The sequence below is a fragment of the Streptomyces sp. CB02400 genome, from assembly GCF_001905725.1.
In the GTDB taxonomy this organism is placed as follows: domain Bacteria; phylum Actinomycetota; class Actinomycetes; order Streptomycetales; family Streptomycetaceae; genus Streptomyces; species Streptomyces atrovirens.
This window is the reverse complement of record NZ_LIWB01000001.1, coordinates 108,902-123,601: the sequence shown is the minus strand read 5'-3', so window position 1 is coordinate 123,601 and position 14,700 is coordinate 108,902. Positions and strand designations below refer to the sequence as shown.

11 protein-coding genes are annotated in these 14,700 nt (G+C 71.6%); 3 read left to right on the top strand and 8 right to left on the bottom strand.

What is annotated here, in order from left to right; translation table 11 throughout:
* Positions 1 to 14 precede the first annotated feature (14 nt).
* Entirely contained in the window at positions 15 to 1,688 is a 1,674-nt protein-coding gene (locus AMK33_RS00495; RefSeq protein WP_073930665.1) for a sensor histidine kinase, read from the top strand.
* Positions 1,685 to 2,365 (top strand): response regulator, encoded by a 681-nt coding sequence (locus AMK33_RS00490; protein WP_073930664.1) that lies wholly within the window; start codon positions 1,685 to 1,687, stop codon positions 2,363 to 2,365. Before AMK33_RS00495 ends, AMK33_RS00490 begins: the two co-directional genes overlap by 4 nt.
* A gap of 75 nt (positions 2,366 to 2,440) precedes the next feature.
* On the opposite strand, the gene AMK33_RS00485 is transcribed toward AMK33_RS00490, so the two are convergent.
* From AMK33_RS00485 to AMK33_RS00475, 3 genes are all read right to left on the bottom strand, one after another.
* Positions 2,441 to 4,033, bottom strand: coding sequence for a solute symporter family protein (locus tag AMK33_RS00485; protein WP_073930663.1), 1,593 nt, complete (start codon positions 4,031 to 4,033; stop codon positions 2,441 to 2,443).
* Positions 4,030 to 4,479 (bottom strand): DUF485 domain-containing protein, encoded by a 450-nt coding sequence (locus AMK33_RS00480; RefSeq protein ID WP_107424980.1) that lies wholly within the window; start codon positions 4,477 to 4,479, stop codon positions 4,030 to 4,032. Before AMK33_RS00480 ends, AMK33_RS00485 begins: the two co-directional genes overlap by 4 nt.
* Positions 4,480 to 4,823: 344 nt before the next feature.
* Positions 4,824 to 6,947: a DNA gyrase/topoisomerase IV subunit B gene (locus tag AMK33_RS00475; protein ID WP_073930662.1), complete on the bottom strand. Its 2,124-nt coding sequence runs from the start codon at positions 6,945 to 6,947 to the stop codon at positions 4,824 to 4,826.
* Between the two features lie 440 nt (positions 6,948 to 7,387).
* Here AMK33_RS00475 and AMK33_RS00470 point away from each other — a divergent pair, with 440 nt between their 5' ends.
* Positions 7,388 to 7,618 carry a DUF7455 domain-containing protein gene (locus AMK33_RS00470; protein WP_073930661.1) on the top strand — a complete coding sequence of 77 codons (231 nt, stop codon included), beginning with the start codon at positions 7,388 to 7,390 and terminating at the stop codon, positions 7,616 to 7,618.
* A 151-nt stretch (positions 7,619 to 7,769) separates the two neighbouring features.
* On the opposite strand, the gene AMK33_RS00465 is transcribed toward AMK33_RS00470, so the two are convergent.
* From AMK33_RS00465 to AMK33_RS00445, 5 genes are all read right to left on the bottom strand, one after another.
* Positions 7,770 to 8,603, bottom strand: a complete 834-nt coding sequence (locus AMK33_RS00465; protein ID WP_073930660.1) for a S1 family peptidase — start codon at positions 8,601 to 8,603, stop codon at positions 7,770 to 7,772.
* A 252-nt stretch (positions 8,604 to 8,855) separates the two neighbouring features.
* Entirely contained in the window at positions 8,856 to 10,385 is a 1,530-nt protein-coding gene (locus tag AMK33_RS00460) for an RNA polymerase sigma factor (RefSeq protein ID WP_073931453.1), read from the bottom strand.
* A gap of 428 nt (positions 10,386 to 10,813) precedes the next feature.
* Positions 10,814 to 11,701, bottom strand: a complete 888-nt coding sequence (locus tag AMK33_RS00455; RefSeq protein WP_073930659.1) for a FadR/GntR family transcriptional regulator — start codon at positions 11,699 to 11,701, stop codon at positions 10,814 to 10,816.
* A 163-nt stretch (positions 11,702 to 11,864) separates the two neighbouring features.
* Complete coding sequence (locus AMK33_RS00450; protein ID WP_073930658.1) at positions 11,865 to 13,799, bottom strand: ABC transporter ATP-binding protein; 1,935 nt, start codon at positions 13,797 to 13,799, stop codon at positions 11,865 to 11,867.
* 111 nt (positions 13,800 to 13,910) lie between these two features.
* Entirely contained in the window at positions 13,911 to 14,669 is a 759-nt protein-coding gene (locus tag AMK33_RS00445; protein WP_073930657.1) for an NUDIX hydrolase, read from the bottom strand.
* Between the last annotated feature and the right edge of the window lie 31 nt (positions 14,670 to 14,700).

The window sequence follows — 14,700 nt, the reverse complement described above, 5'->3', positions numbered from 1 at the left end:
GTACCGTCATGGGTATGAGCTCCACTCCCCCCGCACGCCGCCTGCGCCTCGGCCTGCCGCGGCGGGTGTTCTCGCAGGTCCTGCTGATGCAGCTGGCGATCGCCGCGGGAGTCGCGGTGCTGGCCACCGGGCTGTTCCTCGCGCCGCTCGGCGACCAGCTGGACGACCAGGCGATGCGCCGCGCGCTCGCGATCGCGCAGACCACCGCCCAGCAGCCGCAGCTGGCGCGGGACCTGCGCGGCACGGCGCCGTCCCCGGACGGGCCGGTGCAGCGGGAGGCGGAACGGATCCGGAAGGCCACCGGTGCCGAGTACATCGTGGTGCTGGATGGGCGGGGCGTGCGCTGGTCGCACACCGATCCGGAGCGGATCGGCGGCCTGGTGTCGACCGACCCCGGTGAGGCGCTGGCCGGACATGACGTCATGGAGATCGACGACGGCACTCTGGGGCGCTCCGCGCGGGGCAAGGTTCCGCTGCGGGACGACGACGGGGAGATCGTCGGGGCGGTCTCCGTCGGCATCGCCTACGACAGCGTCCGGGCCCGGCTGATCCACGCCATCCCTGGACTGTTCGCGTACGCCGGCGGCGCCCTGGCCGTGGGCGCGCTCGCTGCCTGGCTGATCTCCCGGCGGGTGCAGCGGCAGACCCGCGACCTGGCCTTCTCGGACATCGCGGCGCTGCTCGCGGAGCGTGAGGCGATGCTGCACGGCATCCGGGAGGGCGTCGTCGCCCTGGACCGCGCCGGCCGCATCCGCCTGCTGAACGACGAGGCGCAGCGCCTGCTGGGGATCGGCGAGGAGGCCGTCGGCCACTCCCCCGACCTGGCGCTCGGTGCGGGACGCACCGCCGATGTGCTGGCCGGGCGGGTGACCGGTACCGATCTGCTCACCGTCCGCGGCCGGCGGGTCCTGGTCGCCAACCGGATGCCGACGGACGACGGCGGCGCCGTGGCCACCCTGCGCGACCGCACGGAGCTGGACCGGCTCGGCCGGGAACTGGACTCCACGCGGGGGCTGATCGACGCGCTGCGCGCCCAGGACCACGAGCACGCCAACCGCATGCACACCCTGCTGGGGCTGCTGGAGCTGGAGATGTACGACGACGCGGTGGAGTTCGTCGGCGAGGTCGTCGGCGATCACCGGGCCACGTCGGAGCAGGTCACCGAGAAGATCCGGGATCCGCTGCTCGCGGCGCTGCTGGTGGGCAAGGCGACGGTCGCGGCCGAGCGCGGTGTGGCGCTGTGGGTGTCGGACGGGACCCGGCTGCCGGACCGGCTGATCGACCCCCGGGGGCTCGTCACCGTCGTCGGCAATCTGGTGGACAACGCCCTGGACGCCGTCGCCGGCACTCCGCACGCGCGCGTGGAGGTCGAACTGCGCGCCGAGGGCCGTACGGCGGTACTCGTGGTGCGCGACACCGGGCCCGGAATTCCGCCGGAGCACCGCGAGTTGATCTTCACCGAGGGCTGGTCCACCAAGGAGCCGCCGGCCCACCGCGAGCGGGGCATCGGGCTGCCGCTGGTGCGCCGGCTCGCCGAGCGGCAGGGGGGCAGCGCGGACGTGGGCGAGGCGCCCGGCGGGGGCGCGGAGTTCACCGTCGTGCTGCCCGAGGCCCTGGCCGAGCCGGGCGCGGAACCCGCGCTCACCGGGGCGCCCGTCCCGGGGACCGTCGAGGAGGAGTCGGAATGATCGAGGTCCTGGTCGTGGACGACGACGTGCGGGTCGCGCGGGTCAACGCCGCGTACGTCGAGAAGGTGCCCGGCTTCCATGTCGCCGGTCAGGCGCACAGCGCGGCCGAGGCTCTCGGCCGGCTGGAGTCACTGCCCCGGCTGGATCTCGTGCTCCTGGACCACTATCTGCCCGACGAGACGGGGCTCGAGGTGGTGCAGGAGATGCGCCGGCGCGGGCACCAGACCGACGTGATCATGGTGACGGCGGCCCGTGACGTGTCGACGGTGCAGGCGGCGATGCGCCAGGGCGCCCTGCAGTACCTGGTCAAGCCGTTCGCCTTCGCCGGACTGCGCGCCAAGCTGGAGGCGTACGCGGAGCTGCGCCGCACCCTCGACGGCGGGGGTGAGGCGGAGCAGGCGGAGGTGGACCGCATCTTCGGCGCGCTGTCGGCGTCGTCCGAGCCGCAGTTGCCGAAGGGGCACTCCCCCACCACCGCGGAACTCGTACGGCAGTCCCTGATGAACGCGGGCGGCCCGCTGTCGGCCCAGGAGATCGCCGAACGCACGGGGGTGAGCCGCCAGACCGCCCAGCGCTATCTGAAGCTCCTGGAGCGTACGGGGCGGGCCACGCTGACCCTGAAATACGGTGACGCGGGCCGCCCGGAACACCGTTATGTGTGGGCGACCCGCGCCTGAGTGAGGACACGGCCCATGGGGGGCGGGGGAGGGAACTCCCGCGGACGGCGGCACCGTCCGTCTCCGCCGGACGCCCTACGCGGCCCCCGCGCCGGTCAGTGAGCGCACCTCGGTCTCCGCGTGCTTGGCCTCGTCGGGCACCTCGGGCGAGGTGAGCGTGCCGAGCCAGCCCGCGAGGAAGCCCAGCGGGACGGAGACCAGGCCGGGGTTCTGCAGCGGGAAGAGCTGGAAGTCGGCGCCCGGGAAGAGCGACGCGGGGCTGCCCGACACCACGGGGGACAGCAGCACCAGCACCACGGCCGGGATCAGCCCCCCGTACACGGCCCACACGGCACCGCGTGTGGTGAAGCCGCGCCAGAACAGCGAGTACAGCAGCACGGGCAGGTTCGCGGACGCGGCCACGGCGAAGGCGAGGCCCACCAGGAACGCGACGTTGAGGTCGCGGGCCAGCAGACCGAGGCCGATCGCGACCAGGCCGATGCCGACCGAGGCGACGCGGGCGACGGCCACCTCACTGCGCGGCTTCCCGCGCCGGCGGCGCAGGGAGGCGTACAGGTCGTGCGCGACGGACGCCGAGGAGGCGAGCGTGATTCCGGCGACCACGGCGAGGATCGTGGCGAAGGCGACCGCGGCGACGATCGCGAACAGGATCGTTCCACCGGTGGAGCCGGCGCCGCCGCCCAGGTCGAGGGCGAGCAGGGGCACCGCCGTGTTCCCGGACGCGTTCGAGGCGCGCACGGTGTCCGGTCCGATGAGGGCGGCGGCGCCGAAGCCGAGCACGATCGTCATCAGGTAGAAACCGCCGATGAGCCCGATCGCCCAGACGACCGACCGCCGTGCCGCCCGCGCGGTGGGGACGGTGTAGAAGCGGGACAGGATGTGCGGCAGCCCGGCCGTGCCGAGCACCAGCGCGAGGCCCAGGCTGATGAAGTCGAACCGCGCGGTCCAGTCCCCGCCGTAGGCGAGACCGGGTGCCAGGAACGCCTCCCCGTGACCGCTGCGTTCGGCCGCGGTGAGGAGCAGCCGGTTGAAGTCGCCGTGGAACCGCAGCAGGACGAGGACGGTCAGCGCGATGGTGCCGCCGAGCAGCAGGACCGCCTTGACGATCTGGATCCAGGTGGTGGCCCGCATCCCTCCCAACGACACGTAGATGACCATGAGCACGCCGACGCCTACGACGGTCCAGGCCCGGGTCGCCTCGCCCGTGCCGCCGAGCAGCAGCGCGACCAGGCTGCCCGCGCCCACCATCTGCGCCACCAGATACAGAACGGACACGGTGACCGAGGAGGTTCCCGCCGCGATGCGCACCGGCCGCTCCCGCATGCGTGCGGCGACCACGTCGGCGAGCGTGAACCGTCCGCAGTTGCGCACCAGTTCCGCGACCAGGAACAGGACCACCAGCCAGGCCACCAGGAAACCCACCGAGTAGAGCATCCCGTCGTAGCCGACGAGCGCGATGAGTCCGGAGATGCCGAGGAAGGACGCGGCCGACATGTAGTCGCCCGCGATGGCAAAACCATTTTCCATCGGGGAGAAGAGCCGGCCGCCCGCGTAGAACTCCTCCGCCGAGCCCTGCCGGTGGCGGCTCACCCAGGTCGTGATGACCAGGGTCACCGCGACGAACGCGCCGAACAGCAGCAGTGCCGGAAGCCGGTGATCGCCCGTCATGCCGCGCCGCCTCTCCCGCGCGCCAGCTCCTGGGCGTCCCAGCGCAGTTCCAGCGCCGCCCGGTCCCGGCGCAGCCGCGCGTGGCGGACGTAGGCCCAGGTGAGCAGGAAGGTGGTCAGGAACTGGCCGAGCCCGGCGAGCATGCCCAGGTTCACGGCGCCCGCGACGGGCCGTGCCATCAGTCCCGGTGCGGTCGTGGCGGTCACGACGTACGCCACGTACCAGGTGAGGAAGGCGGCGACCGCCGGGACCACGAACCGCCGGTACCGGCTGCGCACCTCCTGGAAGGCCGCGCTGCGCTGTACTTCGAGGTAGACGTCGGCCCCGTCCGCGCGGCGGGCCGGCACCGCCGCCTCCGCCGGGCCGGCCGACTCGCCCCAGCCCGAGGCCAGGGCGTCGTACCAGGGATCGTCGTACCTCACGTCCCCCGAGTTGCTTCGCTGCATGCCCAAGGATGGACAGAACGGGAAGATCCCCGACTCTTCTTCCCGTTCCGCTTCACCCCATCAGGTGACTGGTCCGTGCGCGCGTCCCGCGTGCCCGCCAGGGCCTGTCCGGCGGATCATGCGGAGACGCGGGGCCCGGCACACCCTCCCTCACTGCCCGAAAGGGCGTGGGGGCGCCCCCAGCGGCGTTGTCGTCGGTCACCGACTCCCCACGCTCGGCTGCTCCCCCACGCTCGGCTTCGCTCGAGCGGGAGAGGCCCCATGCACGGGGGACCCCTATAGCCCCGCTCACCTGGGCTGCAAGGCGCCGCCGGTTTCCTCCGACTCGATCCGCCGGACAGGCTCTACGCGTCGATGCGCGAGCGGTCCAGGGTCGCCGCGGAGCTGGAGATGAACTCCTTGCGCGGGGCGACGTCGTTGCCCATGAGGAGGTCGAAGACCTGCTCGGCGGCCTCCAGGTCGGTGAGGTTGATCCGGCGCAGGGTGCGGTGACGCGGGTCCATGGTGGTCTCGGCCAGCTGGTCGGCGTCCATCTCGCCGAGGCCCTTGTAGCGCTGGATCGAGTCCTTGTAGCGGATGTTCTTGCTCTGGAACTCCATGAGCTTGTCGCGCAGTTCCCGGTCCGAGTACGTGTAGACGTACTTGTCCTGGCCCTTCTTGGGCTGGACCAGCTCGATGCGGTGCAGCGGCGGCACCGCGGCGAACACCCGGCCGGACTCGACCATGGGCCGCATGTAGCGGTGGAACAGGGTCAGCAGCAGGGTGCGGATGTGGGAGCCGTCGACATCGGCGTCGGTCATCATGATGATCTTGCCGTAGCGGGCCGTGTCGATGTCGAAGGTGCGCCCCGACCCCGCCCCTATGACCTGGATGATCGCGCCGCACTCGGCGTTCTTCAGCATGTCCGTCACGGACGACTTCTGGACGTTGAGGATCTTGCCGCGGATCGGCAGGAGCGCCTGGAACTCGGAGTTCCGGGCGAGCTTGGCCGTGCCGAGCGCGGAGTCTCCCTCGACGATGAACAGCTCGCTGCGGTCGACGTCGTCGCTGCGGCAGTCGGCGAGCTTGGCGGGCAGCGAGGAGGACTCCAGGGCCGTCTTGCGGCGCTGCGCGTCCTTGTGCTGACGGGCCGCGATGCGGGTCCGGGCCGCGGCGACGGCCTTCTCCATGACGACGCGGGCCTGCTGGGCGTCGTCGCGCTTGGTGGAGGTCAGGAACGCCTTGAGTTCCTTGGAGATCACGTTGTTCACGATGCGGCGGGCCGCCGAGGTGCCGAGGACCTCCTTGGTCTGGCCCTCGAACTGCGGCTCGGCCAGGCGGACCGTGACCACCGCGGTGAGGCCCTCGAGGGCGTCGTCCTTGACGATGTCGTCCTCGGCCACGCGCAGCATCTTCTTGGTGCGCAGCACCTCGTTCATCGTCTTGGCGACGGCCTGCTCGAAGCCGGCGACATGGGTGCCGCCCTTGGGGGTGGCGATGATGTTGACGAACGACCTGAGCGTGGTGTCGTAGCCGGTGCCCCAGCGCATCGCGACGTCGACGCCGAGCTCGCGGGTGACCTCGGTGGGCGTCATCTGGCCGTGCTCGTCGAGGACCGGGACGGTCTCCTTGAAGGTTCCCTGTCCGGTGAAGCGGAGGGTGTCGCAGACGGGCCGGTCGGAGGCCAGGAACTCGCAGAACTCGCTGATGCCGCCGTCGAAGCGGAACGACTCCTCGCCCTTGCTGCCGCCCTCGCCGAGCCCGAACTCGTCGCGGACGACGATGGTCAGCCCCGGCACCAGGAACGCGGTCTGGCGGGCGCGCTGGTGCAGCGTGTCCAGGGCGAGCTTGGCGTCCTTGAGGAAGATCTGGCGGTCGGCCCAGTAGCGCACGCGCGTGCCGCTGCGGGTCTTGGGGATCTTCTTGGCCTTGCGCAGTCCGCTCCCGGCCTCGAACTTCGCGTCCGGGCCCATGGCGGCGAAGGCTCCGGGGACACCGCGCCGGAAGCTGATCGCATGGGTGTGCCCGCCACGGTCCACCTCGACGTCCAGCCGCGCGGAGAGCGCGTTGACGACGGAGGCGCCGACGCCGTGCAGACCGCCGGAGGCGGCGTACGAGCCGCCGCCGAACTTGCCGCCGGCGTGCAGCTTGGTCATGACGACCTCGACGCCGGAGAGGCCGGTCTTGGGTTCGACGTCGACCGGGATGCCCCGGCCGTTGTCCCGGACCTCCACCGAGCCGTCGTCGTGGAGGACCACGTCGATGTGGTCGCAGTAGCCTCCGAGGGCCTCGTCCACGGAGTTGTCGATGATCTCCCAGAGGCAGTGCATCAGACCGCGGCTGTCGGTCGACCCGATGTACATTCCGGGGCGCTTCCGCACGGCCTCGAGCCCCTCGAGGACGAGCAGGTGCCGCGCGGTGTAGTTGGAACCGTCCCGGTCTGCTCCTGCCAGCAGCGCTGTGGACGGCACGGACGTCTCGGCGGTCACGCGGTTCGCTCCTCGCTGAATTTCAGATGCGGCCCTCTTGGGTAAGGGCGCGGCTTCAGTCACCGGTGAGAGGGTACCGAGGCCTGGTAGAGCCGTTGTAACGCCACCCTCGCTTCAGCCCACCCTAGTCCAGGGTCGCATGCGTGTTCGATCCCTCGATGGAGTGAAGCACACATCACGTTCCCTTCGAGGCATGAACCATTTAGGCTCCGGGCACGTCCTCATGAACAACCGGCAAGCCAGCCGGGAGGGCCGACCACCGATACGAACGCGAATCCGTACGACACATCAGACACGCACTACGGCACATTCGCCGCCAACCGGCAACAGCCACCCACCTCGGAAAATTTTTTCGAGGAGAAGCCACGAGCGGGAACGTTTTGGGGCTGGTTGGATGTTGACCCTGGTACGACAGCTCGTCGAGCTAGAGAAGAGGCGACGTGACTACTGTTCTGACCCCCGCGAGCCCACTGACGGCCGCCGATCGCTGCGACCGCTGCGGCGCCCAGGCATACCTGCGCGTCGTCCTGCTGAGCGGCGGAGAACTGCTCTTCTGCGCCCACCACGGCCGCAAGTTCGAGCCGGAACTCAAGAAGATCGCCGCTGAGATACAGGACGAGACGGAGCGGCTGACCGCCCCTCCGGTGACCGCTCCCGACGAAGAGCGCTGACAGAGAGCGCCGACACTTCGCGTCCGACGACGAGCAGCCCGGCACAGGCCGGTGAGCGGGCGGCTGTCTCCACTCCGGAGGCAGCCGCCCGTCTCGTGCCCGCACCCGCCAGGAGCCGCCCAGCGGTCCTCCTGTGCCCTTTTGGCCGTTCTCAGCCCTGCGGCCGCCCAAGGGTCCGCAGGATGTCGGAGACCCGCGTGTACACCCCGGGACTGCCCGCCCAGCCGCACCCCGTCCCCCAGGAGACGAGGCCTATCAGCCGCCCCTGGGCCACCAGCGGCCCTCCACTGTCGCCCTGACAGGCGTCCCGGCCCCCTCGCACCTCTCCCGCGCACAGCATCGTCTCGGCACGGTAGGTGCCCTCGGAACCGCCCGGATACGCCTTCTCGCACAGCGCGTCGGGCTGCACCCGCACGCGTGCCGCGTGCAGGCTGCCGGCATAGGCCCCGGACCCCGTGGTGTCCCCCCACCCGTAGACGGTGGCCGCGGTACCCGCCCGGTACGCGGGATCACCGGCCCCGGCCATGGCTATCACCGAGCTCGAGGGCAGCGGCTCGGCCAGACTGAGCACGGCGTAGTCGCCGGAGTTGGTGACGCCGTCGTAGTCCGGGTTCACCCAGGTGCCGCGTACGGCGATCTCCTGACCGCGGTCCGAGAGCAGTTCCGTACGCCCCGTGATCACCCTGAGGTCGCCCACGCGTCCCGGGGGCGCCCCCAGCACCTCCTCGTCCATGCAGTGGGCCGCGGTGAGCACGGTGGTCCGGCCGACCGCCACACCCCCGCAGAACTGTCCCGCTCGCGTACCTCCGAACCGGTCGCGGCTGGACAGCGCCACTGTCCACGGACCCTCCGAGACATCGACGGGGAAGCCACCGACGACGATGCTGTCGGCGGCTGCCGGAACGGCCGAGGCCAGCGGTATGACGGTCGCGGCGGCCGCGAGGGCCAGCGGCCGGGCCAGGGCCCGGGCAAGACGACGTCGCATGCACGCTCCTCACACTGGGGTGATCCTGAAACACCCACAGTGATGGACCCCGCCCGAGCCCGCACCCGCGCGACAACGCGAAGGCCCAGCTCCCCAGGACGGGAAACCGGGCCTGACGCGAACCGGCACACGACGGCGTGTCGTGGCGGGCGGACCTGGGAGGTGCCGTTTGGATCTTGCCGGAGTCGCGGGTCCTGGCACGCACATCTGCGGCGTTGTCGCCTGAAACCGGCCTGATCCAGACAACACCCCCTAGTCGAGGTAGTCGCGCAGCACCTGGGAGCGCGACGGGTGGCGCAGCTTCGACATGGTCTTGGACTCGATCTGGCGGATGCGCTCGCGCGTGACGCCGTACACCTTGCCGATCTCGTCGAGGGTCTTCGGCTGACCGTCGGTGAGACCGAAGCGCATGGAGACGACGCCCGCCTCGCGCTCGGACAGGGTGTCCAGGACGGAGTGGAGCTGCTCCTGCAGCAGCGTGAAGCTGACCGCGTCGGCCGGGACGACCGCCTCGGAGTCCTCGATGAGGTCACCGAACTCGCTGTCGCCGTCCTCGCCCAGCGGGGTGTGCAGGGAGATGGGCTCGCGGCCGTACTTCTGGACCTCGATGACCTTCTCGGGGGTCATGTCGAGTTCCTTGGCCAGCTCCTCCGGGGTGGGCTCGCGGCCCAGGTCCTGGAGCATCTGGCGCTGTACGCGCGCGAGCTTGTTGATGACCTCGACCATGTGCACCGGGATACGGATGGTGCGCGCCTGGTCGGCCATCGCGCGGGTGATCGCCTGGCGGATCCACCAGGTGGCGTACGTGGAGAACTTGTAGCCCTTGGTGTAGTCGAACTTCTCCACCGCGCGGATCAGACCGAGGTTGCCCTCCTGGATGAGGTCCAGGAAGAGCATGCCGCGGCCGGTGTAGCGCTTGGCCAGGGAGACCACCAGACGGAGGTTGGCCTCCAGCAGGTGGTTCTTGGCGCGGCGGCCGTCCTCGGCGATGATCTCCAGCTCGCGCTTGAGCTTGGGCGCCAGCTTGTCGGAGTTGGCCAGCTTGTCCTCGGCGAACAGACCCGCCTCGATGCGCTTGGCGAGCTCGACCTCCTGCTCGGCGTTGAGCAGGGGGACCTTGCCGATCTGCTTGAGGTAGTCCTTGACCGGGTCGGCGGTGGCACCGGCGGCGGCGACCTGCTGGGCGGGCGCGTCGTCCTCGTCCTCGTCGGAGAGCACGAAGCCGGCGTTCTCGGTGCCCTCGGGCTCCTCCGCGGCCTTGGTGTCCTCGAGGACCTCCTCGTCGCCCAGCTCGGCGTCGTCCTTCTTGGCCGTGGTCTTCTTGGTGGCCGTCTTCTTGGCCGTGGTCTTCTTGACGGCCGCCTTCTTCGCGGTCGTCTTCTTGGCAGCCGCCTTCTTGGCGGGTGCCTCCTCCTCGGCGGCGGGGTCGGCGGCGGGCGCCGCCGGAGTCGCGGTGGCGGTGGCCTTCCGGGCGGTCACCGTCTTGGCGGCGACCGTCTTGGTGGCGGTGCGCTTGGCGGGACTCTTCGCTGCGACGCTCTTGCGGGTGCGCTTGGGCTCTGCGGCACTGACCATCAGCGTCACACCCTCTTCCTCGAGGATCTGGTTGAGGCTGCGCAGTACGTTCTTCCACTGAGTGGCCGGAATCTGGTCAGCTTCGAAGGCCCGACGCACGTCATCGCCGGCGATCTGCCCCTCAGCCTTTCCCCGCTCAATGAGCGCCATGACAGAGACGGACTCGGCGATCTCCGGCGGGAGCGTACGGGATGTGCTGGCCGACACGAACAACCTCTCGGAACGTTGGAAAACGGCTTCCGGCCCCGTCCACAGTGGACAGGGGCCGACCGCCGGCTTGGGGATGGGCCGACGGCGCGGGCGGGGGCCGGGGAAGATGCACAGCGCCATGAACGGCGTCCGTATTCCCTCCGCGGCTGTCACCTCTTAGGTCATCGCGTTCTTCCCAGGAGCGTTACGCCCAATCCGCGTGGCCCGAGTCACACCCCGTAAGCGCACAGAATCGGTCAAACAATTACGAAAGCGTTCACTCAGGGGCGAGGAGGTCACCTCTCCGAGTCTGCCACGCCGTTCTGGGCATCGGACCCCGCGGGATCATCGATGATCCCGCGGGGTCCGACGGGGGACGGCTCATCGGTGGGGCGCTGCCACAGGAGGGGGATGGCATGCCGGACCGCGCCGTCCGCGGAACGCGGTCAGTGCTCGCGCGGGGCGGGCACCACGCGTTCCACCTCTGGGTGGACCGTGAGCAGTTGCCGCATGGCCGCCTCGGCCGCCGCGCCGTCGCCGCCGGCGAGGGCGTCGACGATCCGGCCGTGCTGCGCCAGGGACGTCTCGTTCGGTCGCTCACAGCCCGTGGCCGGGCCGCCCGAGACCTGCAGCGCGGCGGACACGATCCCGGAGAGGTGCTCCAGCATCCGGTTGCCGGCGATCTGGATGAGCAGGGAGTGGAACTCCGCGTCGGCGCGGGCGAAGGTCAGGGCGTCGCCCTGCCCCATGGCGTGGCCCATGATCTCGACCATGTCGGTCAGGCGCTGCTGGACGTCCTCCCGTCCGTGCCCGGCCGCCAGGCAGGCGGCGAGCGGCTCGATCGTCCAGCGCAGCTCGCTGAGCTCACGGCGCTGGTCGTCGCGCTGCGGCCCGAAGGCCCGCCACTCGATGATGTCCGGGTCGAGGAGGTTCCAGTCGCTGACGGGGCGCACGCGCGTACCGACGTTCGGCCGGGCGCTGACCAGGCCCTTGGCCTCCAGGACACGGAGCGACTCGCGGACGACGGTGCGGGAGACCTCGAAGCGCTGGCCGATCTCCTCCGGCACCAGCGGGCGGTCGGCGCCCAGGTCCCCGGAAACGATCATCTGACCCAACTGCTGGACGAGTTGGCCGTGCAGCCCGCGACCGCGGCTGCCCGCGGCCCGTCGGCCCACACGGCCCAGCTCCGGGTCCGCGCCGTCCCAGGCAGGGGCCCCGACGCGGTCGACGGCGGGCGTCTCGGCGTAGGGGTAGCGGTCGAGTCCGCCCGGGCTCGCGAGGCCGGAGTCTGCGGAGCGGGCGGCGGTCATCATGGTGTGCGCAAGGGTACTCACGCATCCTTTGTCGGCTCCGCTTCCAACTCCCTTGAGGTCTTTGGTGAAAAGCACACGAAAGGGTGATCGCTCACCCCGTCGCAATTGACGCCTTATCGGAAAGAAATGGGCTTTCTGCGGGGAGTTGTGGGCGGGGGCGGGCCGATGCGTTCGTGGACGGTCGTTATCGGACTCTGCTCCGCAGACCGGTGAGCACGTACGCGCACAGCAGCGCCGCCAGCGACAACGTCAGCGCGCCGCCGACGGGTTGGGCGACCAGGCGCAGGACCGCGTCCAGATGGCGTTCGCCCCCGAAGGGCCACCGGAGCGGCACACCGTCCCGCAGCCGCGACGCGAGCGGGGCCGGGGTGCGCGCCGCCGGCCCCTCCGTCACCTTGTGCACGAGCGGCACGACGAGAAGGGGTACGGCGACGACGACGGCGAGACCGGCGGTGGTGGACCGGAACACGCCCGCGGCCAGCACACCGGCGCAGGCGCACCCGGTCACCAGGCCGAGCCAACCCGCACTCAGCGGCAGCCAGTCGGCGGGAACCTCGACGGCCTCCCGTCCGTAGACGAGGTAGAGCAGCTCGGCGTCACACCCGACGGTCAGGACGGCCAGCACCAGCGCGGTGGCCGAGGCCACGAGGAGTTTGGCGGTCAGCAGCCCCAGCCGCCGGGGCACGGTGCCGCGGTCCGCCGCCAGCGCGGGGTGGCGGAACTCGTCGCCGAAGGCCAGCGCGCCGAGCAGTCCCGCGCCGAGCGCCGCGGGCGGCAGCGGCAGCTCCCTCGGCCACGCGGCCAGCAGGCGCGGCTGCGGGGTGTGCCCGACCCGCGCCAGCAGTACGGCGGTGAGCGCGGACACGACGAGCACGGCCGCCCCGACGAGGAACCCCGTGCCGACACCCGTGGCACGGCGGATCTCGTAGCGCAGCGGGCGAAGGGGTCTGGGGGCGGGGCGGACGGAGACGGAAGGGGGAAGCCCGGCAGCGGCGTCGCGTGTGCGGGCGGCCCGGCGCGAGCGGGTCCTGGAGGCCGGGGGGGCGTCCTCGACGGCGGCTTCCTCCGGCTCCTGCCGGAGCGGGGACACGGACGCGGGGGAGCCTTCGCCGGCCGGGGCGCCGGGGTGGTCGTCCGGATCGCGTGCCGTGTCGTCCGCGGGGACGGGTCCCCCGGCGTCCCGGACGGCGGTGCCGACCGGGGTCCCCTTCTCGCCCGGCGCCGGTTCGCCCGCCCCGGCGCCGGGACCCATGTCCCCGGTCTCGTCCGCCAGTTGGTGTACGACGATGCCGTGCCGGAACGCGACCTCGCCGACGTCCGCGCAGGTACTGCCATAGACGCAGAGGCGGTTGCCGCCCTCGTGCACGGCCTCCACCGACCGCCGGGTGGCGCGGGCCTCCTGCGCGAGCAGGGCGGAGAGGCGGGCGGCGTGCGGGCTGCGGACGGCGACGCGGGGGCGCAGCCGGGTCCGCGAGAAGTCCGCCGCCTCCTGGTCGGCGACGAGCCTTCCCCGTTCCAGGGTGACCACGTGGTCCGCGATCCGCGCGGCCTCCTTCGGGTCCGCCGTCGTGCACAGCACCGTACCGCCCTGGGCCGCGTACGCCCTGAGTGTGCCGTACAGCCAGCGGCTCTCGGTGGCGGAGAGACCGCGCGCGGGCTCGTCGAGCACGAGTGTGTGCGGGTCCGGCAGCAGTGCGCAGGCCAGTCCCAGGCGGCGGTCCATGCCGCGCGACAGGGTGCCCAGGCGTTCGTCGCGCAGGCTCACGATCCCTGCCGCCTCGAGGACTTCGTCGGCCCGGCGGACCGGGACGCCCGCGGCGGCGCACAGCATGCGCAGGTGCCCGCGGACGGTGCGGGCGGGGTGGCCCGGCACATCGCCGAGCAGCACGCCGACTTCGTGGGCGGGATGGGGGATGCGGTGCAGCGGGCGGCCCCTGAAGTAGGTGATGCCACGGCCGCGTTGGAGTTCGAGCATGAGCCGGAGCGCCGTCGTCTTGCCGGCGCCCGGTGCTCCGAGCAACGCGGTGACACGGCCCGCGTGCGCCTCGAAGGAGACGTCGTCGACGGCGGGCGGAAGCTCTTTGCGAGGGCTGCTGGTCAGTCCGGTGGCCTGGATCACCCGATGCAAGATAGCGCGCCATATCGGATTTTCCGGGCATCTCGCGGCCGGTCGGCGGAGAGGAAGGGCGCTGCCCCGCCGGGCCCGTTGGCCGGGTCCGGTCGGGCCGCGTCAGACCTCGGGGCGCAGCATCGGGGGGTTGAGCAGGGTGGCGCCGCCGGCCCGGAAGAGCTGGGCGGGGCGACCGCCCTGCCGGGTGGTCGTACCACCGGTGGGGACCAGGAAGCCCGGCGTGCCCGTCACCTTGCGGTGGAAGTTGCGCGGGTCGAGCGCCACGCCCCAGACCGCCTCGTAGACCCGGCGCAGCTCGCCGACGGTGAACTCGGGCGGGCAGAAGGCCGTCGCCAGCGACGAGTACTCGATCTTGGAGCGGGCGCGTTCCACCCCGTCCGACAGGATCCGGGCGTGGTCGAAGGCGAGGGGCGCCACCGGCTCGCCGTCCCGGCCGTAACCGCCCTGCTGCAGCAGTTCCTCGACGGGCGCCCAGCGTGCGTTGCTGGCGTCACCGCCCGCCCGGGGCGCGGGCAGGTCGGGGGCGAGGGCGAGGTGGGCGACGCTGACGACCCGCATCCGGGGGTCGCGCTCGGGATCGCCGTACGTGGCGAGCTGTTCCAGGTGAGCGCCGTTGTCCTGGGCGGGGGCGGCGGGGTCGTGCACCCTCAGCCCTGTCTCCTCGGCCAGTTCCCGGGCCGCCGCCTGCGCCAGGTCCTCGTCGTCCCGCACGAAGCCGCCGGGGAGCGCCCAGCGCCCCTGGAACGGCGCCTCTCCCCGGCGTACCGCCAGCGCGCACAGGGCATGGCGGCGTACGGTCAGCACGACCAGGTCCACGGTGACGGCGAAGGGGGGAAAGGCTGACGGGTCGTAGGGCATGCGGCGATCATAGTCGTCTGCCTGACGATAA

Bases quoted from the DNA above. Each gene is read 5' to 3' on its own strand.
- AMK33_RS00465 (WP_073930660.1), bottom strand. From the start codon at position 8,603: ATGCGACGTCGTCTTGCCCGGGCCCTGGCCCGGCCGCTGGCCCTCGCG.
- AMK33_RS00485 (WP_073930663.1), bottom strand. From the start codon at position 4,033: ATGACGGGCGATCACCGGCTTCCGGCACTGCTGCTGTTCGGCGCGTTC.
- AMK33_RS00490 (WP_073930664.1), top strand. From the start codon at position 1,685: ATGATCGAGGTCCTGGTCGTGGACGACGACGTGCGGGTCGCGCGGGTC.
- AMK33_RS00495 (WP_073930665.1), top strand. From the start codon at position 15: ATGAGCTCCACTCCCCCCGCACGCCGCCTGCGCCTCGGCCTGCCGCGG.
- AMK33_RS00445 (WP_073930657.1), bottom strand. From the start codon at position 14,669: ATGCCCTACGACCCGTCAGCCTTTCCCCCCTTCGCCGTCACCGTGGAC.
- AMK33_RS00480 (WP_107424980.1), bottom strand. From the start codon at position 4,479: ATGCAGCGAAGCAACTCGGGGGACGTGAGGTACGACGATCCCTGGTAC.